This window comes from bacterium (assembly GCA_026708055.1).
Taxonomy (GTDB): Bacteria; Actinomycetota; Acidimicrobiia; order Acidimicrobiales; family CATQHL01; genus VXNF01.
On the sequence record JAPOVS010000059.1, the window covers coordinates 1 to 26,373 of the forward strand.

The 26,373-nt window shown below is 67.8% G+C and carries 22 protein-coding genes; 8 read left to right on the forward strand and 14 right to left on the reverse strand.

What is annotated here, in order from left to right; genetic code table 11:
• Positions 1 to 347 precede the first annotated feature (347 nt).
• From cas2 to cas7u, 6 genes are all read right to left on the reverse strand, one after another.
• On the reverse strand, positions 348 to 641 hold the full coding sequence (gene cas2 / locus OXG55_13140; protein ID MCY4104182.1) for a CRISPR-associated endonuclease Cas2: 294 nt from the start codon (positions 639 to 641) through the stop codon (positions 348 to 350).
• 25 nt (positions 642 to 666) lie between these two features.
• Positions 667 to 2,403 (reverse strand): CRISPR-associated endonuclease Cas1, encoded by a 1,737-nt coding sequence (cas1, locus tag OXG55_13145; protein MCY4104183.1) that lies wholly within the window; start codon positions 2,401 to 2,403, stop codon positions 667 to 669.
• Between the two features lie 113 nt (positions 2,404 to 2,516).
• Positions 2,517 to 3,464 carry a hypothetical protein gene (locus OXG55_13150; GenBank protein ID MCY4104184.1) on the reverse strand — a complete coding sequence of 316 codons (948 nt, stop codon included), beginning with the start codon at positions 3,462 to 3,464 and terminating at the stop codon, positions 2,517 to 2,519.
• Positions 3,461 to 6,238 (reverse strand): type I-U CRISPR-associated helicase/endonuclease Cas3, encoded by a 2,778-nt coding sequence (gene cas3u, locus OXG55_13155; protein ID MCY4104185.1) that lies wholly within the window; start codon positions 6,236 to 6,238, stop codon positions 3,461 to 3,463. The genes OXG55_13150 and cas3u overlap by 4 nt, the downstream gene beginning before the upstream one ends.
• Positions 6,231 to 7,877, reverse strand: coding sequence for a type I-U CRISPR-associated protein Csb2 (gene csb2, locus OXG55_13160; GenBank protein MCY4104186.1), 1,647 nt, complete (start codon positions 7,875 to 7,877; stop codon positions 6,231 to 6,233). Before csb2 ends, cas3u begins: the two co-directional genes overlap by 8 nt.
• A 3-nt stretch (positions 7,878 to 7,880) precedes the next feature.
• Complete coding sequence (cas7u, locus tag OXG55_13165; protein MCY4104187.1) at positions 7,881 to 9,128, reverse strand: type I-U CRISPR-associated RAMP protein Csb1/Cas7u; 1,248 nt, start codon at positions 9,126 to 9,128, stop codon at positions 7,881 to 7,883.
• A 250-nt stretch (positions 9,129 to 9,378) separates the two neighbouring features.
• On the opposite strand from cas7u, the gene OXG55_13170 reads away from it, so the two are divergent.
• Positions 9,379 to 9,588, forward strand: coding sequence for a ribbon-helix-helix domain-containing protein (locus tag OXG55_13170; GenBank protein MCY4104188.1), 210 nt, complete (start codon positions 9,379 to 9,381; stop codon positions 9,586 to 9,588).
• Complete coding sequence (locus OXG55_13175; GenBank protein ID MCY4104189.1) at positions 9,585 to 9,995, forward strand: PIN domain-containing protein; 411 nt, start codon at positions 9,585 to 9,587, stop codon at positions 9,993 to 9,995. The genes OXG55_13170 and OXG55_13175 overlap by 4 nt, the downstream gene beginning before the upstream one ends.
• Here the strand turns inward: OXG55_13175 and dtd are convergent, their stop codons facing one another.
• Entirely contained in the window at positions 9,996 to 10,433 is a 438-nt protein-coding gene (gene dtd, locus OXG55_13180; protein ID MCY4104190.1) for a D-aminoacyl-tRNA deacylase, read from the reverse strand.
• A 466-nt stretch (positions 10,434 to 10,899) separates the two neighbouring features.
• On the opposite strand from dtd, the gene OXG55_13185 reads away from it, so the two are divergent.
• The 4 genes from OXG55_13185 to OXG55_13200 all read left to right on the forward strand — a co-directional run bounded on the left by OXG55_13185 (position 10,900) and on the right by OXG55_13200 (position 16,049).
• Positions 10,900 to 12,225: a DUF4143 domain-containing protein gene (locus OXG55_13185; protein ID MCY4104191.1), complete on the forward strand. Its 1,326-nt coding sequence runs from the start codon at positions 10,900 to 10,902 to the stop codon at positions 12,223 to 12,225.
• A gap of 444 nt (positions 12,226 to 12,669) precedes the next feature.
• Positions 12,670 to 13,299, forward strand: coding sequence for a restriction endonuclease (locus OXG55_13190; protein MCY4104192.1), 630 nt, complete (start codon positions 12,670 to 12,672; stop codon positions 13,297 to 13,299).
• Positions 13,277 to 14,890 carry an N-6 DNA methylase gene (locus tag OXG55_13195; protein MCY4104193.1) on the forward strand — a complete coding sequence of 538 codons (1,614 nt, stop codon included), beginning with the start codon at positions 13,277 to 13,279 and terminating at the stop codon, positions 14,888 to 14,890. Before OXG55_13190 ends, OXG55_13195 begins: the two co-directional genes overlap by 23 nt.
• Positions 14,891 to 14,981: 91 nt before the next feature.
• A complete protein-coding gene (locus OXG55_13200; protein MCY4104194.1) occupies positions 14,982 to 16,049 on the forward strand; it encodes a HEPN domain-containing protein in 1,068 nt (355 codons plus the stop codon).
• A gap of 40 nt (positions 16,050 to 16,089) precedes the next feature.
• Here the strand turns inward: OXG55_13200 and OXG55_13205 are convergent, their stop codons facing one another.
• Entirely contained in the window at positions 16,090 to 17,307 is a 1,218-nt protein-coding gene (locus tag OXG55_13205; protein ID MCY4104195.1) for an ATP-binding protein, read from the reverse strand.
• Between the two features lie 250 nt (positions 17,308 to 17,557).
• On the opposite strand from OXG55_13205, the gene OXG55_13210 reads away from it, so the two are divergent.
• The gene (locus tag OXG55_13210) at positions 17,558 to 18,367 is read left to right on the forward strand and encodes a Uma2 family endonuclease (GenBank protein MCY4104196.1); all 810 of its coding nucleotides are present in this window, start codon (positions 17,558 to 17,560) and stop codon (positions 18,365 to 18,367) included.
• Between the two features lie 249 nt (positions 18,368 to 18,616).
• Positions 18,617 to 20,269, forward strand: coding sequence for a hypothetical protein (locus tag OXG55_13215; GenBank protein MCY4104197.1), 1,653 nt, complete (start codon positions 18,617 to 18,619; stop codon positions 20,267 to 20,269).
• A 135-nt stretch (positions 20,270 to 20,404) separates the two neighbouring features.
• On the opposite strand, the gene OXG55_13220 is transcribed toward OXG55_13215, so the two are convergent.
• From OXG55_13220 to OXG55_13245, 6 genes are all read right to left on the reverse strand, one after another.
• A complete protein-coding gene (locus OXG55_13220; GenBank protein MCY4104198.1) occupies positions 20,405 to 21,685 on the reverse strand; it encodes an MFS transporter in 1,281 nt (426 codons plus the stop codon).
• A gap of 321 nt (positions 21,686 to 22,006) precedes the next feature.
• Complete coding sequence (locus OXG55_13225; GenBank protein MCY4104199.1) at positions 22,007 to 23,236, reverse strand: DUF4143 domain-containing protein; 1,230 nt, start codon at positions 23,234 to 23,236, stop codon at positions 22,007 to 22,009.
• A gap of 248 nt (positions 23,237 to 23,484) precedes the next feature.
• The gene (locus tag OXG55_13230; protein ID MCY4104200.1) at positions 23,485 to 23,730 is read right to left on the reverse strand and encodes a lipoyl domain-containing protein; all 246 of its coding nucleotides are present in this window, start codon (positions 23,728 to 23,730) and stop codon (positions 23,485 to 23,487) included.
• Complete coding sequence (locus OXG55_13235) at positions 23,730 to 24,779, reverse strand: alpha-ketoacid dehydrogenase subunit beta (protein MCY4104201.1); 1,050 nt, start codon at positions 24,777 to 24,779, stop codon at positions 23,730 to 23,732. Before OXG55_13235 ends, OXG55_13230 begins: the two co-directional genes overlap by 1 nt.
• Positions 24,780 to 24,833: 54 nt before the next feature.
• Positions 24,834 to 25,793, reverse strand: a complete 960-nt coding sequence (locus tag OXG55_13240; GenBank protein ID MCY4104202.1) for a thiamine pyrophosphate-dependent dehydrogenase E1 component subunit alpha — start codon at positions 25,791 to 25,793, stop codon at positions 24,834 to 24,836.
• A 38-nt stretch (positions 25,794 to 25,831) separates the two neighbouring features.
• Entirely contained in the window at positions 25,832 to 26,281 is a 450-nt protein-coding gene (locus OXG55_13245) for a VOC family protein (GenBank protein MCY4104203.1), read from the reverse strand.
• Positions 26,282 to 26,373: the final 92 nt, after the last annotated feature.

Sequence of the window (26,373 nt, forward strand, 5' to 3'; positions counted from 1 at the left end):
GGAGGGCGGCGTGCGCACGCCGCCGAATCCCGCCGCGCCGCCGTCCTCGACGACCTCGCCGCCGCTTCAATGGAGGGCGGCGTGCGCACGCCGCCGAATCGCGCGGCGGGGACCATCTGGGCGGCGTCGCGGGGGTCGCTTCAATGGAGGGCGGCGTGCGCACGCCGCCGAATCGCTCTGTCAGCATAGGGGGTTTGACCAGGGAATACGCGCTGCGATGCGAGCGGTCCCCGAACTTGGTGCCACTGGACGCTGTGTTCTCAAGGATCTGGCACTCAAAACCCCAGGTCGGTGCCTGTTTCGAGGGCTTGTCACGAGACTAGCAGCCACTGGACCTCTCGCATCGCTCAGACGATTACCGCCTCACCGCTGGGGAGCACAGGCTTGACTCCCATGAACGTGAAGCATTCTTCCCCCCGCGTCCGGGCGGGTCCGAGGTCAACGATCAGCACCCGATCCTCACCGTGATGGATTATATCAGCAAGATCCTGCTGCATATAAAGTCTCTCAACTCCGTCCAGATCACACACGAACACCGAGTACTGGAGCGGGTCTCCATAGCCGCACATGACCTTGTGGACATTGCGGAGACGTTTCGGTTCGCTGATGTCGTATCCGACCAAGTACCGCTGCCGCGCCATCACCCTCCCTTCTGCAATTTGCCTTCTATCGCGTTTCAAAAGGCTTGTATTCAGGTATCTCCCCCAACAATTTGGCAGCCAACAACCTGGCTTGGACCTCGATCACACGGCGATAGGTGATCCGGTATCCGAACTCGGGATGCCCCACCTCCACATCGAGTCGGCGCTCGTATGCCCTGAACACCTTCTTGCGGCCTTCGGCGGTCAGACTGACACCTCCAGCCCGCACAGTGAAGTGACTTGGTTTGATCTCTCCATTGTTGATCAACGTGAGCACTGTCGAATCCGCGACCAGCGGCCTGAACTCCTCCGCAAGGTCAAGCGCGAGTGCTGGACGACCGAATCTGGGTCTGTGGAAAAAGCCCAAGTACGGATCGAATCCAATTGCAAAGGTGGTCGCCGTCACCTCCTTGGTCAAGAGTGAGTAGAGAAACGAAAGCAAACAGTTCACCGCATCTCGCGGTGGCCTGCGATTTCTCCCTTGGAAGCTGAACTCTCGACCTGGCATTGCTTCCGGAGCGTTCAACATGCTCGGCAGATTCATGAAATAGTCTCTCGCGGCTGCACCCTCTATTCCTAGAAGTTCTGGTATCGACTGGGATTCCGCGGCCTTAGATGCCAGCGACTTGAGAGAATCCATGACTCTCTTGTCGACAGGCTGTTTCGCATTTCGACGCAATATGGTTCGGGAGTTGGCGATCTTCGCGCCAACGATCGCAGCAGCGATTCTCACGTTTCCCTGATACGCGTTCACCACCTGACGACGCCGCAACTCGACGTGTTTCGACGATAGGCCAGTGGCCATACCGATGAACATGCCCCCATAGTTGAACCAGCACACGGGAATGTCTCGCGACAGGAACTCTCGTACGGCCTGCGAGGAGATCTGGACGTTCCCGAATAGGCAGACCTGTGACACATCGATCAGGCGCAATGACTTAGCGATCTCGTCGCCTACCTTGATTTCGATACGACCTCCTTTCTTCTTGATCCAGGCACCCTGTTCGGCCACATAGAGCGGGCGAGACTGGAGATCACGCGGCACGAGCCGTCGAGGCGTGTGGCTCGAACGCCCGGACAGCAGATTCACCTCGTCAGGAAGGCATATGCCCACGAGCGAACACCTGGGACACTTCGGGCTGTCCACGAGAGGAGGTGGAGCCTCGCTCCTCGCGGCCACCTCTCGCAGTTCCTCTAGAGCAGCGAGTGTGTCAGAGATCAACTCTTCGTCGAATTCAACATAGATCCGTCGACGGCTCTTGGCATAGTAGATGATCCCTTCGTCGCAGTCGTAACCCTCCTCCCGCAGCAACAGTCCGGCGACACACAGTTGAGCGCGATCGGTGTCCCATGCCTGGAAGGCGATATCAGGCACGCTCCCGCGCTTGTAGTCCAACGGACGAACCTTGCCGTCGTCCCCCTCGATTAAGTCGATGACGGCGGTAAGGCCCAGTCGTTCCGACGACACTGCCACCGATCGAGCCTCAACGAGCACATCCTCCTCTGGACCGGGTGCTGCGCCGCCTCCCTGATCCACGACGCGATGAGTGAAGCGTCCCGCAGCCGTATCTGGATTGTCGGCCCAGAGAACGCTCACCCACTCTAGATAGAACAGACGCGGACAATAGACGAACTCGTTGAGCATCCGGGCCGGGATCAACTCCGGCACTTCCAAGGACTCGGCCGGTTCGCTTCGCCCATCCTTCTCGGCCGCGAGCAAGGCGCCATCTGCGACATCGGCCTCGACAATCGTTGGGATCACCCTCAGACTGTCGCGTACCTGACGCCCGGACTCAAATCCGCGGCACGAACCCGGCTGCGATCCAAGACGGGATTGGACCTGAGTTCAGCCCATCGGTGGTGGAGTTCGGCGCCTCATCCAGGATCTGCAGCGGACCAGATGATCCTGGGCGGCCCGAACGTGCCGTACCCGCCCTGGTCAGAGCGGCGGATCGTGGCTGTCATGATCTGGGTGATCCCCCACGACCCGTACCACTTGCGCTGGGTCTCGAACCTTCTCGTCCCGGCATCGGCGGTTGCGTGCGCTAGAAGCGAGTCGGTCGCCCCGCAGCCTGCCGGGCGTGACCAGAGAGGCCATGTGAAGCTGCCGCCTCGCCGCCACTCACCAGCACACCCGCGTGTCAAAGTACGGTCCCTGCCTGCAAATACGGGATACCTGCTCAGGCCCAAGATGGCTAGCGCTTCGGCGCCCGGGTTCGTGAGCTTTGGATTCAACGTATTGTTCGTTGGGTCGGCGGCGGTGAGCGCGTAGGTCCGATCATCCGCCACGTCCCACATGAGCGAACTCAGCTGGCTGGAGTACTGCCACGGGCCGACGAGACCATTGACGACATCGTCTCGCGCAACGCCCTCCAGGATGTCCCGGGCAATCGAGAGGAACCGCTGTTGACCGGCCGTGAAGTAGAGATCGGACGGCTTGGCCACCGCTCCCTTGCTGCTGTCGAGGCTCCCCTCGGCGACCAGCGCAGCCGGTAGGGAGCAGCCTGGGCCTCCCGATAGTGAGTAATCCAAGTATCGCCTGATGTCCTCGGGCTTGAACTTGGCGTCGCCCGCCGCCTTGTCACCGAAACCTGGTGACAAGGCGGGGCTGTTCGCCCACTTCGGGAAAGTGCGGAGAGCCTGCTCGACGATTCGATCTTCCGTGAATTCGATGTCCACGACAGCGCGGGGCATCACATCGTCGGTCCACCAGAGCCGCGGTTGCTCCGGCTCGTCGAGGAACAGAACCTGCACGCCGAGGGCTGCGAGGAAACCGAGGGGGTTCGCGCCTTCGAGGCCGGTGAGATGTGTTCCGTCCATCATCCCGCCTCCCGCTCGCTCTGCCGATGATCGGCGAGCCGGAAGGTCGCCTCGAGCCAGGCCAAGCCGTGAGACCCGTATCGGTCGGAGAGGCGCCAGAAGCGATCCGCCGCCTCGAGCGCCAAGGGCGTGTCCGCGAGGTCGGTAGAAGCGTGCATCTCGTGACCATCATGGGTGTACCGCAATCCCTGTGGATCGTCGTCAGGGATGATCGGCGGAAGCGGTCGCGCCCAACCGTGGTGGGTGGCGATCAGGTGCAGGACCAGGTCCGGATCGTGCGCCTCCTCGAGGATTGCGGGATTCGATTGCACAAGGGCGACACTCGCCATCTCGTGGCGCATTCCCTTGGGGTAACGCCGCACCCGCGGAGCATCCGGGAGGGACTTGGCGAGCGGCTCGTCGAGCATTGCCTCGCGGACCGGATCCCCGCCGACGAGTTGCAACTGAAACCGTGGGTCCACCTTGCCGAGATCGTGGAGCCGCCCCGCCAGCCGTAGGTCGTCGCGGAGGTCCGGAGCCAGGCCCAGCGCCTCGGCAAAGGAGGCGGCCATCTCGCCGAGACCGTTCATGTGGTCGCGCAGCGTCGTGCCGGTGCCGGTGCCGGAGACCGACTCGTCGGAACCGTCGAGAGTGGCTGCGTCGACGGCGGACCGCTCACCGCGCTCAACGAGAACCAGGTAGTCCTCTCCGCCGCCGTTGGCACCGACGAGGTGCATCCGGAAGCCGGAACTCAGTCTGCGAAGCACGCGGATCTGCCAACCGGGGAGATCGTCCTCCTGATCGAGTCGCCCCTCGATCCATGCACTGATCCGATCCCGCGGTATGTCGATCTCGGTCTCGCTGTCAGGAGTTGGGGCGTCATCCAGCAGTCGGGGGTCGAGGCGCAGCGTCGCCCTCTTCCCGTACTCGACCTGGGCGGCGTCTCCAAGGTCGGCGACCTCGTCAACGTCGCCAGGGTCCCAGTTGAGACCGCTCAATCCGCCCCAGGTCGGATCCACGACGAGCACGTCCCCAGGTCGAATCTCGTTGAGAGAGATGGATTCCGGACCGGTCCCGAACCCTCCCCACCGCACCCAGCCGTCTGCTTGCGTGACGACAGATCCGTCTTCTTCGAACTCCTCGAGGGTGCCGGCGTCGGCGACGGGAACCTCTTTCGGATGCCGCGCCAGCCATGCCTTGACGGCTCCGACCGGCACCTGAAGGAACTCCGCCGGCCGCGGCGGAACGAGTCGCAGCACCTCCGGCGAACGGTCCCAGCGCCAAACGACCGACACATCAGCGCTGACGGAAGCACCGAGCCCATGAAGGAAGGGCGCAACGTCGGACTGGACGATCGGCTCCGGGTTGGTCTGCGCCCAAGCCTCGATGTGTGTGTCCAAGAGCAAAGGAGCCCGTTCCGGGGACGCCGACGCTTCGTCGGGGAAGTCGTCGAGGTCAGCAGATCGGGGGCCGACGTCCAATGATGAGTTGAAGCCGACACGTCTCTTGAGTTCCTCCCAGGTCGCACGGACCGACTTCCCGTAGACCAGATCGACGTGCTTCGGCTCAAGAGTCGAGCGGACGCCGAGGATCCACGCCTGCGCGCGAGAACCGCTCCGCTCTTCAAATGTGCCCCGCCGGTCGAGGCGGCCGAAACGCTGCCTGAGACTGCCGATCGGCGCGCACTCGGTGATGAGCGCGTCGAAGCTGAAATCGGCGCCAACCTCGACGGCCTGGGTGGCGACGACGAACGTAGGGTCGTCCGACAAGTGGTGGGAATCAGGATTGACTAGCTGGCTGATGTCGGCAATGACCTCGGCGCGGTCCAGGGGCCGCATCCGTCCGGTGATCAGCCACGACTCGTAGCCGGCCTCGCGTAGGGCGCGGTGGACCTCGCGGGCGCTGCGAACCCGGTTCACGATGACACCGACACTGCTTGCCTCCGGGGGGATCGCCTTCTTCGCAAGCTTGGTGACCTCGACAGGCAGTGCTTCCTCCGCGGGCTGGCGAGCGCCGCCCACCGGCGACAGCACGGCGCTCTTCGAAGCCTCGACGCGTTTCCGAAGTGTCTCCGAGGCTGCAAGATCGGCCTCGATGAGGTTGAACCGGGTTGCCGTCGAGGCGGTGGGCGTGGCTGACATCTCCACGACTTGGAAGCGATGCGGCAACGACGACGCACTCCTGCGCCGGTTGACTGCGGAAACGGTCTCGGCGAAGGGGCGGCTGAGGTGCACCTCGTCGAGGATCACCAGGCAATCGTTACCGGCGAGACCGGCGTGGATCGGTCTCATTCCTGCACTGACCCCGTATCCGCGGAACAGCAGACGCGATCCATATTGATCGACCGTCGAGACCACCACCCACGGGAGGTCCGGGCGCAGCGCCCACGCGCCGTCGATGGGGATGCCGCCGCGCAGACACGCCACCCCGAGGAGTCCATCGACCGCGCCGCCAACAGCGCCACCGACGGAGGCCAGACGATCCTTCATCCACCGCAAGGCCGGCGTCCTCGCTTCGGCAAGTGCTCTCTGGATGGTCTCGGCCCGCTCGTATGTCTGATCCACGATGATGCGACGGTCCACGACGAACACGACGCGCCGGGGGAACCGCTGCGGATCGACCGCGAGCGAGAACACAGCAGTATCAAGAGCGGCGGTCTTGCCGACGCCCGTCGGCAGATCGATCACCTCCGGCCATGATCCGGTTTCGAGCACCTGGCGGGTGAGTCGGACCTGCCAGGGGAACGGCTCGACACCGTGGACCTCCCGGAACCAGGTCGAGAAGTCGAACTCACTCATCGCCGCCGTCCTCGATGTGTGAGGGTCGCATGAGCCCGAGACCGACGTACCGACCGCCGCCGAGTGCCAACGGACCTTCCAGCGGCCGATCGAAGGTGACCGCGACGTGAACGAGCCGTCGAGCGACCGGCTCACCATTGGAGCCACGCTGGTGGAACGCCGGGAACATGAATGCCGGCAGCGCGCCAGCAACGAACGGATCGAGCGAGACCACGACGTCAGCCGGCTCCGGAAGCCCGACGTGGCGGCAGGAATCGATCACCGCTTGCTCGGCGCGACGCCAAGCGGCCCCTCGAGCCGACGCCGTACCGCCGGTCAGCCGGCCGGGATGCGTGGGCAACGCGACCGGTATGACCGAGACCCAGCGTTGGGAAGGGCGACGCCAAGGCTGCGGTCGCAACGTGACAAGGGCGCTGGAACCGATCAGGCGTTCCATCTCAAGCACTCCGTTAGGCCCGAACGTGAGAGACAGGGGACACGCGGCCTGCTCCCAGACGCCCATCGCCCGCAGCAGCGCACGCTTCGACTCGCCGTCCACGCTGTCGGGCACGCCGATTGCCACCCCCATCAGACGTCCGTCCGCATGGGTGTGGCCCACCCACGGCAGGGCGAGGAAGCCAACGTGCGCTCTGGTCGACGGCCCACCGCCGGGTTGGTGTCCGCTCAAACCCTCCGGCAACGGATCCGCGGCATAGCGGAAGATCGCCTTGCGGAGGGTCGTCGCGATCTCCACCGCCCTCGTCGCCGGGAAGTTCCGAGAGCCGGGCCGGAACTCGAAGACCAGCCACTCGCCAGCGGTATCGGCGCGGAGACACTGCACGCCGTCCGTCGCGGCGGAGACGGCTCGATAGCGAACCGGAGCGAAGGGCAGCGCTCTGGGTTTGACGGCCTTGTGCTGCTCGTGGGCACGCTCGAGGGCGACCAGCTGGCCTCGCCGCACCGAGCGCATGACCTTCAGCCCGTCGCCAGGGACGTACGTCGGTGCCGGGGGATCCTCCGTCAGCCGGCACGACACGAGTGATGAGGAGTGCCCCAGCCGCGCCACTCGACTGAGCAGCCGGTCAAGTGCCGACGCGAGATCCTGAGTCGGATCCGCCGACCAGACGTAGGTGACACGAGGTTCAGCCGGGGTCACCGAGGGGAACCAACGCTCCTGCTTGCCGCGCCCTCCGGGCAGTAGCTCAAGAGCCGACTTCACATTCGTGCTGCCGGCACCAGCCACCAACGCCGAGACATCCCGCTGGCGGCGAATCTTCGTCTGGATTCCTCGGACCGCCCGGGTGATCTCGCCCTCGGACTCGAACAGAGCATCGGTCAGGGCGTCGCTGAGCTCCTCAATGCTCTCGGCGCGCTTCCGATATGAGGACGGGGCGACGACAGATGCGTCGTTGACCGGCACGAAGTAGCTCACGACTTTGCGATTCACAGCGTCGGAGGCAACGATCGCCGGCGGTGGTTGGGCCTCCAACCATTCGAGTGCTGCACGCTCGCCCGGATCGGGGGCGTCCGCGTCCGCCCATGTGGCAACGAGCGCCGAGAACACGCGCGCCGGATCGGGCGGCCATTCGTGCCGACGCCGGTCGTGGTGCGCGGTCGCCACGTACCGACGGGTCAGAAAGTTGACCTCAATGGCGAGCATAGCTCACGCCCCAGGCTGCTCAGCGTGGCTCACCTTGCGGCTCCTGCGGATCAACTCGACCAACTTCGGGGCTGGCTCGAGGCGGATCTCTTCGGTCTCCCAGCCGAGGCCCAAGCTCGCGGCTCGTTCCGCGGCCGTGCGGAGAATGAACGCGGCCGTGCTCCGATCGATGTCGATGACTTCGGGCGCCGAGCCGTCCCGGCCCACCAACTCGATCCGCGGAGGGTGCTCGGGAACCAGCAGGCAACGGGACCGTAGGTCGTAGTCCATCTCGTGTTGGAGGACGATCGCCGCCACGCCCAGTGCCGCGATGGCCGTACGCGCCGCTGCCTGCGCCTCGCGGCTGCGCCCAGCGAAACGCAGTCGCCGGAGAGCCGCCAGTGAGATCACCGTCGTCTGCACCGCTGCCGAGATGGTCACACCACCCGCCAGAGCATCGATGGTGGGAGTAACGTTCCCGTGGTTGATCTTCGAGGGAAGGCCCGCCGTACCCTCTCCGCTGCCACGATCCGCCAACTTCGGTTTCTCCTTCGAGTCTTTCTCGGCCTCGTCCGGGTCGAACGTCCACACCTGATCTGCGTCCGCGTGGTTGAACGCCCTGTCTGCCTCCTCGAGCCGCTCGATCTGCAGCGGATCGATTCTGCTCCCGACCTTCTTGCCGATCTGCGCATCGAGCCCGACGATCTCGGACACGTACGCCCGCTGGAACTTCGAACCCAGCCCACCCTTCGGCCCGGTGGAGTCCCACATGCCGAACAGGAGAGCCGACGGACAGTAGCGGAACAGTGCCTTGGCATCGCGGGGACTGGCGTCCGTGACGGCGCGCCCGAGGTCGGACAGGCGGAACAGGGTGCCCCCCAGCAGTGAGTCCCTGAAGATCGCATCGGCGAAGCGGTGAGGGGCCTCCAAGGCGGTCAGCCGGCCGACATCCGCTACGTCCTCAGCGGCGCTGAAGTCGACGTAGGGCACGGGAAAGCCCAGTTCGCCCGACTCCCACCCGTCGAGCAGCGCCAACTCGGCCCGGTTCGCCTGCGACGCCACCGAGTCGAGCAGCACCGTGGTAACGACTCGGTCGTCCAGCTGCCGTTCCTCGATCACGTACTTGTGCTCGGCGCGTCCCTCTACCGCATACGACGGAGGGAACACCTTGTCGCCCGGCCCCCCGGCAGGTTGCAGGCGCGTCACCGACCGCAGCGCTACAGAGCCCCCTGCCGTCGCATCTGCGAGTTTTTCCAAGGTCAAGTCAGCCATGTCTTCTCCTCCATCGAGTCCGTCGCTGACAGTGATCAACTCAGTGACCACGATCGAATCGACACTCTACGACGGGGGTGTGACAGTCTCGGTTCGGCGGGCGATTGCGAGTGGCCGTTCGCGCACGGTCCAGTGGGGCGGCCGTCCCGACTCGTCGTGCCGAACGCCGGGTCGAAGGCCTCGGCGATCACGCGCGGCGCCGGGCGGCTCCGGCTCGCTAGCTGTCGCCAGCGGTGGTACCATATGTGGTATGAACAAGACGACGGTGTACTTGCCCGACACCTTGAAGCAGGGCGTGGAGCGGTTGGCGCGGCAGCGGTCCTGCTCGGAGGCGGAAGTCATACGCCAGGCCATACAGGACGCGATCACGCGGCCCAAGCCCCGCAGCGGGATCATCCCCGGTGACAGCGCCTGGGCCGAGCGGGCGGATGACTACCTGGACGGATTCGGCGAGCGATGATCGTCGCCGACACCAGCGGGCTCATCGCCTTCTTCAGCGAGTCCGGTTCACAGCACGAGGCGGTGACGGCTTGGATCGGCGCCCACGAACCCGTGATGGTGGTCTCTCCCTACGTCCTGGCCGAGGTGGACTATCTGGTCGCGACCCGCAAGGGTGTGGAGGCCGAGTTGGCCGTGCTGGCGGAGCTGTCGGGGGGCGCCTACGAACTGGCGGGGATGGACGCGCCCGACGTGGTGGCGGCCCAACGGGTGATCGAGCGCTACCGGGACCTCGGCATTGGTCTCGCCGACGCCTCTATCGCCGTGCTCGCTCAGCGCTACCGGACTCGCACCGTCCTGACGCTGGATCGGAGGCACTTCGGTGTCATGCGCCCGCTGGACGGAGGCACCTTCACGATCGTCCCCTGATCAGACCTCGAGCATGAGGGTGACGGGGCCGTCGTTGGTGAGTTCCACCTTCATCTCGGCGCCGAAGGAGCCGGTCGCCACCGTTGCACCCAGGCGCCGCAACTCGGCGACCAGTTCGTCGATCAGCCGTGCCGCCTCGTCGGGGGCGGCGGCGTCGATGAACGACGGGCGGCGGCCCTTGCGCGTGTCGCCGTAGAGGGTGAACTGGCTGACCACCAGCACTTCACCGCCCACCTCGGCGACCGACCGGTTCATGTGACCGTTCTCGTCGGCGAGGATCCGCAGGTGCCAGAGCTTGGCGGCCAGCTTGACGGCGCTGTCGTGGTCGTCGCCGTGGGTCGCCCCCACCAGGCAGCACAGCCCCGGACCGATCTCGCCGACCACGCCGTCGTCCACACACACGCGAGCCTCCGTGACCCGCTGCACCAGCGCTCGCACAGGCCCAGCCTAGACGTGCGTTCCGGGGGGTTGCCCTCGATGGTGAAGGCTGAGGGCTCCAGCCGAGCGCGCCGCGCGCAGATCGCGCCCGCGTCGGGGGGATCGATGTTCCAGCCGGGCGCGCCGGGCGCGCCGTCGGAGGTCAGGTCATGGGCGGTTCGGGCAAGGGTTCCAGCCGGGTGCGCCGGGCGCGCCGTCTCAGGGATTCATCAGCTCCATGGAGGTAACCGCCCGCCGGTGGGCGCGAACCGGCTGACCACCAGTACCTCGCCCGTGTCGATTGGGGGTACCCTCACGACCCGGCGCGTTCGACGGACCGGTGCCAAGCGTTGTGCTCCTGTGTCGCATCAATGCTTACAACTCGCTTCTCGCGGTATGTGTTTTCTGATTTTGCGGCACATATATGCAATATTTTGCGGTAGATATCTATTGTTTTTTGGGGTATAGATGTGTTATCTTTTGCGGTATGTCTTTGACGCACCTCACGCCGACCGGATATCTGCCCCGCGTGGTCGATGCGCAGCTGGACCACATGCTCCGCACGGCACCCGCCGTCGTCGTGGAAGGCCCCCGGGCGTGCGGCAAGACGTGGACGGGCAGGCGCTTCGCCACCAGCGAGGTTCGCTTCGACGAACTCGAGACCACACGGTTGCGGCTGGAGATCGAACCGGCGTCGTTCCTTGCGGGCACGACGCCGCGGCTGCTCGACGAGTGGCACCTGGCCGGCGGACTGTGGAATGCAATGCGCCACGCCTGTGACGACAGGGCCCTCAACGGCCAATTCATCCTGACCGGCTCGGTGAGGCCCACCCGCAACCCTGTCGACCACAGCGGAGCGGGGCGCGTCGCCCGGCTCCGGATGCGCCCCATGTCGCTGTTCGAATCGGGCGATTCCACCGGCGCCATCTCGCTGGGCGGGCTGCTGGACGGCGACCCGTGCGCCGCCGACGCCGCCGACCATGGCATGGCGAACGTCGGTGGTGAGAGCCGCACCGGCGGGCGCGGGTCCGGCGTCGGCAGGATCGCCGAATTGGTGTGCCGCGGCGGACTGCCCGGATTCATCGCGTTGGATCCGCTCGATGCCCGGGACCGGGCGCACGACTACCTCCGCGACATCGCACGGATCGACCTCAGCACCAACGAACCGGCGACGCACGATCCCGCGAAGATGCTCGCGCTGATGACCTCGCTTGCCCGCAACGAGGCAACGTCGGCGTCGGCCAGGACGCTCGTCGCCGACACCGCCAACGCCGGAGGCCCCGCCGATCGGGACACGGTCGGCCGCTACATCGACCGGCTCGTCGAGGCGTTCATCATCGAGCCTCTTCCCGCCTGGTCAACGCACCTGCGCAGCAAGGCGAGCTTGCGGGTCAAGCCCAAGCGGTTCTATGTCGATCCCTCCATGCCCGCCGCCGCGATCAGGGCCACGCCCCGAGGCCTGCTGGACGATCCGGCGACGTTCGGCCTGCTCTTCGAATCGCTGGTGCTACGCGACCTGCGGGTGTACGCGCAATCCTTCGGCGCAGAGGTGCGGCACTACAAGGACAGCGCCAACCACGAGGTCGACGCGGTCATCACCCGCGGTCACCGCGACTGGGCCGCTGTCGAGGTCAAGCTCGGCGGTCCCGTCCTGATCGACAAGGGCGTCGGAACTCTGCGCAAGCTGCGCAAGAACGTCGACACCGCGCGGGCCGGCGAACCGCGCCGCCTCATGGTGATCACGGCCGGCGGCCGGGCATTCGAGACCAGAGACGGCATAGCCATCGTGCCCATAACCCACCTCCGGCCCTGAGATCGCCCCGACGCCGGACCGGAGGCGCTTCGGCGTCATGCGCCCGCTGGACGGAGGCACCTTCGCTATCGTCCCCTGAGCGGACGGGGCTGCGGGGATGGGTCCGTGGCCGTCGCCTCCTCGGAGTGGCTCAGCCAGTGCGCCCAGCGCCTGTGGGGATGTGGCGTACGATTGATGCCATGCCGCTCGCTGCGTTTCCTGCTGCGCCGACCCTGGACGACGCCCGGCGGGCCGCGGAGGCTGTCGCCGGCGCGGGAGCGTCGCAGGTGCTGCTCGAAGATCTGTCGACGAGATGAAGCGACTCTTCGAACGTTACGAGTCGCTCCCGACCCGGTTCGCGCTGATGGCCGGCACTCCCCGGCGTGCCTGCCGACGTACGGCGAGCCCGGTGTCACACGGCAGCGTTACGGTGGGGTGATGTCAAGCTCACTCGATCTCAACGGCTTGAAGGCCGCGGCTGCCGAGTTCGCCGAGTCGCTTCTCGGCGCGCCGATCCCCGAGTTGTTCGGCATAACAGACGGCAAGGCGCTGGGCACTTGGGTCGAGACGAGCTTCAACGAGTTCCTCGCAGCGCAGTACGCGTATGGGCCTGGAAACCCAGCTCGCGGCATCGACTTCCCGGAACTGGAGGTTGATCTGAAGGCGACATTCGTCAAGCAACCGCAGTCATCGTGCCCGTTCCGTTACGCGTCGCAGAAGATCTTCGGGCTGGGTTACGACCTGCTCGTGTTCGTGTACGAGAAGACCGACACCCACGAGACCCAGTCTGCGGCGATCGATGTTCACCACGCGCTGTTCATCGACCGGTCAAGGACCGGCGACTACCAGACGACGAGGGGAATCCGCGAGATCCTCGACCGCGGCGGGAATATCGACGACCTCGTGGCCTTGATGGAGGACCGAAATCTGCCGCTGGACGAGGTCGGTCGCATGGCTTTGGCCGAGCGAGTTCTCAGCGACCCCCCGACACAGGGCTACGTCACGATCAGCAATGCCCTTCAGTGGCGACTTCAGTATGGCCACGCCATCACGAACGCAGGAGGGGTCGACGGTGTCCAAGACCTCGTCTCGTAAGGAGCTCGGCGACTTCCAGACGCCTCGGGAACTCGCGGTCGAGTGCGCTCAAGTCCTAGCGACGATCCAGCATGGAACGCGCCGGGTACTGGAACCGACATGCGGCGAGGGGAGCTTCATGCTCGCTGCGGCCTCGGTCCTCGATCCGTCCATCGAAATGCTAGGAGTTGAGATACAAGCCGCCCATGCCGACGTCGCGCGCCGTCTCCTCAACTGCTCGGCCACCGAAGACGTTACGTGGCGAGTTGAGGTGGGCGACATGTTCCGGCACGACTTGGGCAAGCTTCAGTGGGAGATGGATGGGCCACTGCTGGTCCTCGGGAATCCGCCATGGGTCACGCTGTCCGACCTCGGCGCGATGGACTCAATCCAGATCCCCGACCGCACGAACCTGCGTTCCGTGCGGGGGATCGATGCGCTTACGGGTGAGTCAAACTTTGACGTCGCTGAGTACGTCTGGATGCGGCTGCTCACCGAGTTGCGTCGAGAGGAGCCGACGGTCGCGCTCCTTTGCAAGACTTCCGTCGCACGCCGCGTTCTCACGCTGGCAGCCCACCTGGATCTACATGTGGCTGATTCGTTCCTGTGGCGCATCGACGCGAAGAGGTCGTTCGGGGTCGCAGTCGACGCCTGCCTCTTCGCCGTGCGGCTCGATGGGGCGAGCCACAACTACCGATGCCAGGTCTTTGAGTCACTCGATGCACGCTGTCCGACGAGCACGATGGGATTGGTGGAGGGTGCTCTTGTTGCCGATGTGGACGCTCACGCGGCGTCGCGGCAATATGACGGGTCGTCGCCAGTCGAGTGGCGGCAAGGCGTCAAGCACGACTTGGCATCTGTCATGGAGCTTCGAACTGACGAGGGCGGCAAGCTCCACAACGCGCTCGGCGAGGCCGTCGAGGTCGAACACGACTGGGTGTATCCACTCCTCAAGGGCTCAGATGTGAACGCGGGTCGGGCCCCGGAACGCTACGTGATCGTGTCTCAGCGGGCGCTGGCAGATGAGACGAGGAGCCTCCGACACACATCGCCCAGGCTCTGGAGCTACTTGCAGACCCACGCGGAACGGTTCGCTGCCCGCAAGTCGTCGATCTACCGAAACCGAGGGACCTTCTCAATGTTCGGCATCGGGCCCTACACATTCACACCATGGAAGGTCGCAGTGTCGGGCCTGCACAAGGCCCCGAGGTTCCAGCTCGTAGGTCCAAGCGAGGGCCGGCCCGTCCTATTCGACGACACGTCGTACTTCCTGCCGTGCGAATCAGCGGCCGAGGCAGCCATCCTTCTCAGCGCGCTGACGAGTGAAGCCGCAACCCTCCTCCTCGAGTCGTTGCTGTTCACTGACGCCAAGCGACCCGTGACGAAGAAGCTGTTGCAGCGCATCGACCTCGCTGTCATTCTTCGCCACGACCGTGGCGGAGTCGAGAAGGAGGCGCAGGCCGCTCTCCAAAAGGTCGGTCTGCACCTGGATGCGACGGCGATCTCCCGAGTAGCCGACCGACTCTTGCAGCAGTGGGGCGGGGCTCAGGATGCGCCGTCGCTCTTCGATGCCGGTGACCTCGTGACGCACGAGCCCGCCGGCGTCCACTGACCACAGCCAGGGGCGTGCTCCGGCGCTCCCCGGTGGCCCACCGGTCTCGGCGGTGACTTCGGCCTGACGGTCGGGCAGTACGATTGGCGCCGTGCCGCTCGCGACGTCTCCTGCTGCGCCGACCCTGGACGACGCCCGGCGGGCTGCGGAGGCTGTCGCCGGCGCGGGAGCGTCGCAGGTGCTGCTCTTCGGGTCATTGGCGCGGGGCCGGCAAGCGCCGGAAAGCGACATAGACCTCGTGGCCATCTTCGACGACCTCGACTACCCGACCCGGTGGGCGAGGAAGTCCGAACTGCAACGACTCGCCGGCGAGGCCGCCGGGTGCGACGTGGACGTGCGCGTGACCGACTGGCCCGAATGGGCAGTCCGCAGCGAGGTCGTGACGACGTCGTTCGAGAGTCGAATCGCCCGGGATGCCGTCGTCCTGTGGTCCGGCGAGCCGCGGGGAGTCAACTGGAACAAGGAGATCGGCTTGCCGACAACGAACGAGGAAGAAGCGGCGGCGTCGCTCACGAACGCCTGCGAGGCGCTGGCCATCATCAGCGGCCAACTGCATCCACATCCAGACGAACAGTCTGCGCTCGACGAACGGGACCCCGAGGAGTACGTCGCCCTGCTCGCCACGCGGATGCGGAGCGTGTGCAGCCACGCCCAGGCAGCGATGGAGAACTCGCTCAAGGCGATGATCCATCGACGCGGCGCCGAGCCTCCCCCGCGCACTCACCAGCTGGCGATCCTCATCGACGGGCTGTCACCCGGAGACCGCGCCGCCGCAGAGGCCTGCCTCGGGGATCTCGCGCTGCCGGACGTTTCGCTCTGGCGGCAGCAGGGCACCTATCCCGGCGACTTCCCGGAGACGCCCGTCGAGGGTCTCGTCCCCCTCGCCTACCGGATGGCCACCGCAGGCGCCCGCCTCGGCCAGCACACCGCCGACAGCATCGCCCCCGCCGGCGAACCGGCCACCTCCGACGGATCTCCCGCGGCCGGAGGCATCGCTCGCTCACCGACCGCCGCAGCCGCGGCGGACCGGGCGAGGCGGTACGCCGGGAGGATCCTCGACATTCTGGATCGCTGGGATCCGGCCGCGCCGACCCCGACCGCCATCATGGGCCGACCGCCTCCCCCCGAACCCCCCGCATCGCCCCCAGGGCTACCCTGACCCCTCAACCCCTTCCGCCCAGGGACGACCTCCCCGGTCGTCACGGCTGGACGGTGCCGCCCGGCGTCGGCTCCGGGGATGGCGCGTCGAGGGCGGCCAGGAACTCGGCGAACTGCCCGAGCGGTACGACGTGGCCGGCTGTGCGGTGCTGGCGCTCGGCGCCGCCGTACACGACGGCCTGCGCGGTGACCTCCGGCAGGGTGCCCGCGAGCCGGGCGGGAGCGGCGAACCAGTCCGAGGCGACGGTGCGCCCGGACTTGATCTCGATGGCGGCCAGACCGTCGCCGGCGGGGTAGAGCAGGTCGATCTCGAACCCCTTGTGGTCACGGTAGAAGGCGAAGTCCGGAAGGTACGCGGTGGGGCCCCTGTTGCAGCGATGCTTGACGGCCTCGACGACAGCGGCGTTCTCGAACAGGGCGCCTCGTAGGGGGTGGCGGACGAGCTGGTCCGCAGCGCTGATCCCCAGCAGGTAGGCGGCCAGGCCGACGTCGTGGAAGTAGAGCTTCGGCGAGCGCGTCAGACGTTTGCGGATGTTGGTGTGGAGAGGCCGGAGCCGGAAGACGATGTCGCTGGCCTCGAGGACGGCGATCCATTCGGCCGCCGTCGGGTGCGACACGCCGGCATCGGCACCGAGACTCGTCAGATTCAGCAACTGGCCGACGCGGCCCGCGCACAGCCCGGCGAAATCCCGGAACCCGCTGAGGTTGCGGATCCGCCCGATGCGGCGCGCGTCGCGCTCCACGTAGGTCTCCCAGTAGGCGCCGAGGGCCTCGGTGGGGTTGAGGCCCTGATCGTGGATGCGCGGGTAGCAGCCGGCGTAGAGGATCTCCTCAATCCCTTCAGAGGTGCCGGCCCGCCGGCACTCGGCCAGCGAGAACGGCAACAGCCGCAGCAGCGCCGTGCGGCCCGCCAGCGACTGGCTCACCGCCCCGGTGAGGCCGAACTGCTCGCTGCCGGTCAGCACGAACAGGCCCGGCCGGGCGGCCTCGTCGCCCAGCACCATCAGGTACGACAGCAGGTCGGGCACACGGTGGACCTCATCGAGGACCGCGCCGTCGGGGAACTCCGCCAAGAACCCCCGCGGGTCACGCTCCGCATAGGCGCGCACCTGGGGATCCTCGAGGTTCGCGTAGGCCAACTGGCCGAACGCCGACCGGCACAGCGTGGTCTTGCCGGACTGGCGCGGTCCGGTCACCGTCACGAACGGGTACTGGCCGAACAGTCGCACCAAATGCGGCGCGATCTCGCGCTCGATCATCGCCTCAGCCTACCCTGTTGGGCGCAATCTGTAAGTACTACTTACGATTTGCACCCGTCGAAGGTGCTGAGGGGTGGTCACTGAGCGGGCCCCGATCGGGCCCCGCGGCGTTCGAGACTGTCTGAAATACTATATTATTTTACGTCTTTAGTTGTTATTCTAATTAGTTTTCAGTATAGTGAGTCCGCCCGGTCGAGGCCAGGCGGTGAGGGTCTGGTAGTGTCCGGCGTATGCGTGGAGGAGTGCACCAATGAGCGCGGTGACCGCCGGGCGTCTCGGGTTGGACGTGGACTATCCGGAAGGGGAACTGGTGCCCGAGGGGGACCTGCAGCTGCGCCGGCGCATCGAGGTGGTCGTGGCGCTGCGCCACTGGCTCGCCGAACAGCGCCCCGACGCCGCCGGGTGGGTACTCAGCGACATCAACGTGTACTACCGCGAGGGCGAACCGAAGGCGGTCGTGGCTCCTGATGTGGCGGTCGCCTTCGGCGTGAACACCGAGGCCGTCGCCGGGGCGTCCACCTACAAGGTCTGGGAGGCGGGCGCCGCGCCGTGTTTCGTGCTGGAGATCGCCTCGCCGGGCACCTACCGGACCGACGAGCGGGACAAGCCCGCCACCTACGCGGCGCTCGGGGTACAGGAGTACTGGCGCCTGGACCCCACCGGCGGGGAAATGCTCACGCCGCCGCTGCTGGGCAAGCGTCGTGCCGCGGGGCGCTGGGAACCGATCCCCACCAGCATCGCGGCGGGAGGCGCAATCCGCGGAACGAGCGACGTTCTGGGACTCGAACTGCGCTGGCAACACCCCAAACTGCGCCTCCTGGACGCCGCCACCGGGCAGTGGCTCCTCGACCCCGACGACCTCGCCGCGGCCCACCGCGCCACCCGGACTCGCGCTCAACGCGAAGCCGACCGCGCTCAACGCGAAACCACGCGAGCCGACCGGGAAGCAGCCCGAGCCGACCGGGAAGCAGCCGCGCGGCGGAGCGCGGAGGCCGAACTGGCCGCCCTGCGGCAGCGCCTCCAACCGCCCGACGCGACACCCCACGGGACCGGCCGGTAGCAGGGGCGGCCGAAGACCTCAACCGGGTCACCGTCGGCTGCGGAGCCGTGGAGGCACCGGAGCCGGAACCCGGACTCGAACCCGGACCGATGCCCGCACCCGTCGCGATGAATGCGCCATCGGGGGACGTTGGACCCATTCACGGCGGTCGCGGGCGCACGATCCACTCCGCACGCTGTGTGCACCGTGCCCTCGCCCAGTGGGCGCGCTCGGACTCACTCCCCCTCGCACGGCCGGTACCGTGAATCGATGGCCGTTCGCCAGTTGCTGACCGACGTCGTGATCGTGAACGGCGACGGGGTGACCGAGCCCTACGAGGGCGACGCGCTGATCGACGGCGACCGCATCCTGCAGTTGGGCGATGTGGCACCGAGCGCGGCCGGCGGGGCGGAGCGGACCATCGACGGAAAGGGCCGGGTGCTGGCGCCCGGGTTCGTGGACACGCACAACCACGGGGCCCTCGGCGGCACCCGCATCGGCGAGCACGGCATCCCGATCACCTGCGAGATGGCCCTGCGGGGCGGCGCCACCAAGCGGATCTGCGGATCCGACGGGCTGTCACCGGCACCGATACCGTCGGCCCAGCGCGACGAGTACGCCGCCCAGCTCGTCCCCCTCGACGGGTCGATCGGCGAACCGTGGTCCTGGTCGACGGTGGCCGAATTCCTGGCCTGGCACCGCGGGCGCTCGGTCACCGACATGGGCATTCACCTCGGTCACAGCGCCGTGCGCCGCGTGGTCATGGGGAACCTCGACCGCGTGGCCGACGACCAGCAACTGCGGGACATGTGCGAGGTCGTGCGCCGCGAGGCCCCGCTCACGCTGGGGCTGTCCACCGGGCTGGTCTACAACCCGGCCGTGTATTGCGACCGCCGCGAGTTGACGCTGCTCGTCTCGGCCTTCAACGACGTCAAGCCGGGGGCCCTGTTCCCGCACCTGCGCTCGGAGAGCGACGAGATCGTGGCCGCCCTGAACGAGGTGCTGATCCCCGCATTCGAGGGCGGCGGCGGCTACTGCAACGAGCACAGCAAGATCGCCGGCCGCCGCAACTGGGACAAGTACAACAACCTCATCGACCTGATCGAAGAGGCCGCCGACTTCATCCCGACGATGGAGAACATGTACCCGTACCCCGCCGGCAGCACCACCGGTGACGCCATCTTCCCCCCGGAAGTGCGCGCCGGGCTCCGGGAGGAGTTCCTGGCCCGCCTCGGCGACCCGGCGGCGCGCCGCAGCGCCTACGAGCGCATCCGGGGCGACACCACCACCTGGGACAACTTCGTGGACTTCTGCGGGGGCCTCGACGGCGTGCAGATCGCCGGCGTCCGCGCCGGGGTCGGCGACGAGTTCCTCGGGCAGCGGCTCGGCGATGTGGCGAGGGCGGCGGGCCGGCTCGACCTCGACTCCTTCGCCGCGCACGAGGCGGTCATCGACTTCTTCGTGGCCAACCGGGGCGAGATCACGATCATCACCCACTACGGCAACGACGCCACCGTCGAGCGGTTCTTCCGCCGGCCCAGCATGGCCATCTGCACCGACGGCCTGATGCCCGGGCCGGGCCAGAAGCCACATCCCCGCTCCGTCGGATCCTTCCCGAAGGCGCTGCGCATGGCCCGGGAGATGGGGATCCCGCTGCAGGAGATCGTCCACCGGATGAGCACGCTGCCCTGCCGGTTCCTGGGGCTGGACGACCCGGTGCTCCGACCCGGCGCCGACGCCTCGATGGTGCTCTTCGACTGGGAGAACGTGCGGGAGCGCAACAGCTTCGAGGAGCCGATGATCCCGCCCGAGGGAATCGACGCCGTGTGGCTACACGGCGAACTCGTCTACGCCGACGGCCGCTTCCATCCTCCGAGCCCGTTCGGCGGCCGGATCCTGACCTCGCCGGGCCACCCGTCCTGAGCGGATCGACCCGACGCCACCCCGGCTCGGGTGAACGGGCCGAACAACCCGCCGTGGGCGGAGACCGGACCGCCCGCCGGTGGGTTCCGCCCCTTGCCCGACCGGCGGGGATTCGCAGAATCGCTCGGCAGTCCCCTACCGGCGTGCGGTGAGCAACGACCTCCAGCGGGACCAGTCGAGCGGCTGGAGCCGCCCGGCGAGCCGGTACGCCACGGCGGCCGCGCCGAGCAGGATGATGCAGATCAGCCACACCCACCGGTAGGAGACGCCGATGTCGAGCAGGGCGCCGAAGGCCACCGGCGACAACATGGTTCCGAGGTAGTAGCCGCCCATGGCCAGTGCGGAGCCGCGGGCCGCCGCCGCTCCCGCCCGCTCCACGACGGCCGCGTTCATGGCACCGAGGCGGGCGGACTGCAGAGACATCGTCCCGACCATCCCCACGATGGCGGCCACCACCCCGAAGGATCCTCCCGCCAGGATCAGCGCGATGAAGCCGCCCATGGCCAGGCACAGCACCATCACCAGGCGGAGCCGGTAGAGCACCAGGCCGAAGATCGCCCACATGACCCGCGACCGCGCGGAGAGGATCACGACGAGCCGGGCCCGGAACTCCGGCGACACCCGGCCCGAGAGCAACACGATGAGGAGTGTGACCGCCACGCCGATCGCCGCGCTCACCCCCACCAGTACGCCGGAGACCGCCGACGCGAACCCCAGCGACTCGTCGAGGTACGGCACCGACAGCAGGTAGACCGGCACGGTGGCGAAGACCATGAGCGCGGCCGCCACGGGGAACCAGCCGAAGTAGCGCGGCAGGTCGCGGGAGGCGGTGCTGCGGCCGGCGGGACGGTCGTCGGGCAGCATGCGCCACACGGCCAGCGCCGCCAGAGCCCCTCCCACCGCCAGAGCTCCGTAGAGCCAGCGCCAGTGCCAGCGATCGGCGACCCACGGCCCGAAGGCGGCCAGCAGCGCCAGGAACCCGGGGACGGCGGCGGACTTGGCGACCATCGCCGCGGTGCGCCATTGCGCCTCGATCGAACGCTTCACGACGATGTTCGTGCCCACATTGGTCAGCGCGTACCCCAGACCATTGAGCACGCCGGCCACCAGCAGGACCGCATACGAACCGGCCGCGGCCGCGATGGCAGCGGCGACCGCCACGAGCGCCATGTCTGCCAACACGACCCGGCGGGCACCCCAGCGATCGGTCAGCCGCGCCGCAGGACCCATCGCCAGCCAGGTGCAGCCGTAGTTCACGCTGGACAGCAGGCCGACCTGCCAGTAGTCGAGGCCCAGATCGGCCCGCAGGGCGACGATGATGAAACCCGGCAGGAAGCCCACCGCCGAGCCCAGTGCCATCGCCACGACGCTGCCCGACGCCGCCGCCAGCGGCCGCCGGTGGTTCTGCTCGCTCACCGGAGCGCACCGTAACCAGTCGTGGGCACTGCGGTCCACCGTCCTCGCCTACGTGTTCGTCGCGGACACGGCGGCCGGCCTGCTCACCGATCCGGCCCTGTGAGCACCCAGCGGATCCCAACAGGCCGAACCCCAGCCGCTAAGACCACTAGCGGATAGGCTCTGACCAGGCGCTTTGCAGTCGACTGCAGCGGCGCGAATCGCGTCGCCGGAGCCTGGATTCCGGCCCCGGATCGAGTCCGGGGCAGGCTCTTCGCCGGAATGACGGGAGTTCGCGGATTGGAATCCTCAGTCGGTGATGGCCGCCTATCCGCTAACGCGCTAAACCAGCACGCCCAGAGGGACGGCGGCGATCCGGTCGCCGACGCGGAAGGCGGTGGTGCCGGGATGGACCACCAGCCCGGCTCGGAAGGCGTCGCCGAGCCTGTCCCGCAGAGCCGACAACTGCCGGGTGTCAGCACCGTCCACGGACTCAGCCAGTTTGGCCTCGAAAGCGAGGACGCCGCCGTCGGGGAGGTCGGCGACCAGATCGATCTCGTGGTCGCCGCCGGCCGAGCGCAGGTGACCGAAGCGCCACGACAGGCCGAGCGCCTCGGCCGCGGCCCTGATCTGGCCCACCACGACGCTCTCGAACAGTTCCCCGAGGCGGGCCCGGCGGCCGCGCAGGACCTCCGCCGTCTCGTGGTGGTCGGCGGCCGCCAGCGCCGGATCAACCAGGTGCCGCTTGGGCCGCCTCGTGAGCCGCTTGAGCCGGTTGTGGGACCATCCCGGGAGTTCCTCGATCAGTCCGAGGCGGCTCAGCAGGTCGTGGTAGGCCTCGCCGGTGGCCTTGGCCACTCCCGCGGCGTGGTGGATGGTGGCGTGGTCCGCGGTCGTGCCGACCACGGCGCCGTAGGCCCGCAGGTAGTTGCGAAGCTTGCCGGTGTTGCGCACAGTCGAGGTGATCTCGGACAGGTCCCGGGCCACCGCCAAGTCCAAGTAGGCCCTGAGCGCCTCGTGGTGATCGGACCGGCCCATTCCGAGGTAGCCGGGCAGCCCCGACTCCACCGTCGGGGCAACCTGCTCGGCCGGCGACAGCGGCGACCGGGCGCCGCGCGCCGCCTCGATGCCGTGCTCGGCGAGACTCGCCAGCGCCACCGCAGGAACCTCGCCCCGCCTCTCCGACAGCGTCATCGGCCGCAGCCGCAGCGGAAATATCCGGCCCGCGCCGGTATGGATCTCGGCGGTGACGGCGGCACGGGACGAACCGCTGAGGATGAACCGCCCCGGCGACCGGTCGTCGTCGATCATCCGCCGCACTGCGTCCCACACCTCCCGAACCCGTTGCCACTCGTCGATGAGCACCGGGCTCGGCAGCGACGCGCACACCGCCTCGGGATCGTTGGCCATCTGATCGGCCGTGGGCGGATGATCCAGCCGCAGCGTCGCCGCGGCGAGCCGCTGGGCGGTGCTGGTCTTGCCTGCACCGCGCACGCCCTCGACCAGGCAGGCCGGATGGACCTCGAGCAGGCGGGCCAAGTGCCCGTCGATGTGGCGTCGTAGATAGTCCATGCATAAAAGGCTAGTAGACAATCCATAATATGGGTAGAGCGTTCCTCCGACACTCATAGCCGCCGATCAGGGGGCTCGGGCGACGGCCGGGCCGGTCCGCGAAGTCGGCCTGCATGGCACCGATGCAGGCGAGCTGCCTGTGGTGCGGGGAGGGATGGAGGTTACCGGGCGCCGGGGAAGCGGATGGCGGCGGACGGGACGGGCGGGGACGTTCTCGGTGTGGGGGTTCCCGGACTCCGGGAAGCGGCTCAGCTGCCGTCGTCCAGGTAGCCGATGACCTCCCCGACCGGGATCATGTCCTCGCCGGCCGGATGCACGATCTCGGTCAGCGTGCCGGCGGCGAGCGCCTCCATCTCGATGACGATCTTGTCGGTCTCGATCTCGGCGAGGGGCTCGCCGCGCCGCACCGCACCGCCCACCTCCACCAGCCAGGACTCGATCCGCCCCTCGACCATGTCGTAGCCCAGCTTGGGCATGTGAACCGGAACGCGCATCAGGCGCGGACCGAGCGGACCGCGTCGGCGATCCTCGCCGCGCTGGGAATCATGGCGTCCTCCAGCGGCGGGCTGTGCGAGATGAGGATCTCGGGCATGCTGACCGCCACCGGCGGCGCCGCCAGGTCCGAACCGTCCGTGGCGAGACGGGAGATGATGGCGGATCCCCAGCCGCCGTCGTGGTATTGCTCTTCCGCCACGACGAGGCGTCCCGTGCGCGCCACGCTCTCGGCAACGGTTGCCATGTCGAGAGGGCGCAACCAGGAGATGTCGATCACCTCGACGTCGATGCCCTCGGTGGCCAGGGCCTCGGCCGCCTCGAGGGATCGATGCACCATCAGCAACGACGCGACGACCGTGACGTCGCTGCCGGGGCGTACCACGACCGCCTTGCCGACCTCGGCCAGTCGGTCGTCGCCGCGCACCAGCGGGCCCTTCCGCAGGTGCATGGCCTTGTGGTCGAACACGACGACGGGGTTGTTGTGGGCGATGGCGGCGCGCAGCAGTCCGTAGGCGCCCTGCGGGGAGCCGGCCACGGCGATCTTCAGGCCGTAGAACTGCAGGAACCAGGACTCGCCGGTGCTGGAGGTCTGGGCGCCGAACCGGCCTCCCCCGCCGCCGCTGGCGCGCACGGTGACCGGTGCCGAGGTCTGCCCGCCGGACATGAACCGCCAGCGCGGCAACTCCATGGCGATGGCGTCGTAGGCCGTGGGCAGGAAGTCGCTGAACATGATCTCGACCACCGGCCGCAGTCCGGTGAGCGCCATGCCCAGGGCGATGCCGCAGAAGCCGTTCTCGGCGATGGGCGTGTCGAAGACCCGATCGGCGCCGTACTTCTCGTAGAGCCCGACGGTGGTCTTGAACGGCCCGCCGGCCTTGGCGATGTCCTCGCCCAGCAGCAGGACCGTCTCGTCGGCCGCCATGGCGTCGTCGAGCGCCAACCGGATGGCCTCCCGGTACGTGACCACCTCGGCGCCGCCGGGCGCCGCCGCGGCCTGCACGCCGGCAGACGGGGCGTCAACAGCCGGGGCGTCAGCAGGCGGGGACACGGCTATCGGCCCGTGGGAAGGCCCGGGGCCTCGAGCGCCCGCAGGGCCGGGGAGTCAGTCGGCGAAGACATAGCTCACGGCCTGATCGAGCGTCGGCCACGGTCCCTCCGCGGCGCGGTCGGCCGCCTCGTCCACCTCGCGCTGGAGCCGCGCGAGGATCTCGTCGACCTCGCCGGAGGCGCCGATGCGCTCGGCCAGGATGGCGATGGGGTCGCGTTCCTTCCAGGCGTCCAGTTCGCCCGGCGGCCGGTAGGCGCCGGGATCGGTGCGCGAGTGGCCGCGGTACCGGTAGGTCTGCGCCTCGATGAGCGTCGGCCCGTCGCCGGCGACCGCCTGCGCCCGGGCCTGCGCCACCACATCGTGGACGGCGATCGCGTCCTGGCCGTCCACGACCGTGTGCGCCATGCCGTACGCCGTGGCCCGGTGGGCGATGGGGGCCGCCGGCGGCAGCGCGGTGGAATCCCGGAAGGGCGTGTACTCGCCGTACTGGTTGTTCTCGATGCAGAACACCACCTGGGAACGCCAGAGCTGCGCCATGTTGAGGGCCTCGTGGAAGGCGCCGATGTTGCACGCCCCGTCTCCGAAGAAGCACATGGCGATGCGATCCTCGTTGCGCAGGCGGGCGGTCATGCCCGCGCCGGTCGCCACCGGGATGCCGGCGCCGATGATGGCCGGCGAGCCGATCATCCCGAGGGAGGCGTCGATCACGTAGCTGGAGCCGCCCATGCCCCGGCAGGCACCCGAGTCCCGCCCCATGATCTCCGCGAAGAACGCCTCGAGATCCATGCCGCGGGCCAGGGCGTGGTGATGGCCGCGGTAGGTGCACAGCAGCCAGTCGTCGGCCGTGAGCGCGCCGATGGCGCCCACGGAGGCGGCCTCCTGACCCTGGCAGAGGTGCACGGTCCCCGGCACGAGGCCCTGCATGTAGATCTCCATGACCTTGTCCTCGGCCAGGCGGATGAGGACCATCTGCTCCAGCCAGGAGCGCAGGACCGCCCGGGACGGCGCTGTCACGTCACGCCGCCTCGGCGACGGTGCCGGCCGACGGCGGGCTAGTGCTCGTACTCCTCCATGAGCTCGACGTAGTTGCCGTCGGGGTCCGTGCAGAAGCAGACGCTGACCGAGCCCTCGGTCAACTCGAAGTTGACCGGCCCGGAGATGAACGGCACACCCTTCGCCTTCAGCTCCTCCACCGCGCCCGGCAGGTCGTCCACGACGAGGGCGAAGTGGCAGGACCCCACCGAGCCCATGGGGGTGATGTGCGTCCGCCCCTCGGGCTCGTAGTACTCCAGCAGATCGATCAGGACATCGGGGCTCTCCGGCGCCAGCAGCCGGGTGGACTGCGCACGGGCGCCCTTCAGCCCGTTGGCCTCGTCCACCTTGTCGCCCTCGAGCTGGTGGTTCTCCGCCAGGCGCAGTCCCAGCTTGCCCACGTAGAACTCCAGCGCCCGCTCGGTGTCGCTGACCGTCACCGCCATGTGGTCGAACGTCTTGACCTTCATGCGCACACACTCCTTGTGATCGTGCCGGCGGCAACGTCGCGCCCGGCGGCCCGAGGCGCTGCCCCCCTCCCTGGCGCGAGCATAATGCCCGC

Coding starts and splice junctions, on each gene's coding strand:
- cas2 (MCY4104182.1), bottom strand. CDS start 641: ATGGCGCGGCAGCGGTACTTGGTCGGATACGACATCAGCGAACCGAAA.
- OXG55_13150 (MCY4104184.1), bottom strand. CDS start 3,464: ATGATGGACGGAACACATCTCACCGGCCTCGAAGGCGCGAACCCCCTC.
- cas3u (MCY4104185.1), bottom strand. CDS start 6,238: ATGAGTGAGTTCGACTTCTCGACCTGGTTCCGGGAGGTCCACGGTGTC.
- csb2 (MCY4104186.1), bottom strand. CDS start 7,877: ATGCTCGCCATTGAGGTCAACTTTCTGACCCGTCGGTACGTGGCGACC.
- cas7u (MCY4104187.1), bottom strand. CDS start 9,128: ATGGCTGACTTGACCTTGGAAAAACTCGCAGATGCGACGGCAGGGGGC.
- OXG55_13170 (MCY4104188.1), top strand. CDS start 9,379: ATGAACAAGACGACGGTGTACTTGCCCGACACCTTGAAGCAGGGCGTG.
- OXG55_13175 (MCY4104189.1), top strand. CDS start 9,585: ATGATCGTCGCCGACACCAGCGGGCTCATCGCCTTCTTCAGCGAGTCC.
- OXG55_13185 (MCY4104191.1), top strand. CDS start 10,900: ATGTCTTTGACGCACCTCACGCCGACCGGATATCTGCCCCGCGTGGTC.
- OXG55_13205 (MCY4104195.1), bottom strand. CDS start 17,307: ATGATCGAGCGCGAGATCGCGCCGCATTTGGTGCGACTGTTCGGCCAG.
- OXG55_13210 (MCY4104196.1), top strand. CDS start 17,558: ATGAGCGCGGTGACCGCCGGGCGTCTCGGGTTGGACGTGGACTATCCG.
- OXG55_13215 (MCY4104197.1), top strand. CDS start 18,617: ATGGCCGTTCGCCAGTTGCTGACCGACGTCGTGATCGTGAACGGCGAC.
- OXG55_13225 (MCY4104199.1), bottom strand. CDS start 23,236: ATGGACTATCTACGACGCCACATCGACGGGCACTTGGCCCGCCTGCTC.
- OXG55_13230 (MCY4104200.1), bottom strand. CDS start 23,730: ATGCGCGTTCCGGTTCACATGCCCAAGCTGGGCTACGACATGGTCGAG.
- OXG55_13245 (MCY4104203.1), bottom strand. CDS start 26,281: ATGAAGGTCAAGACGTTCGACCACATGGCGGTGACGGTCAGCGACACC.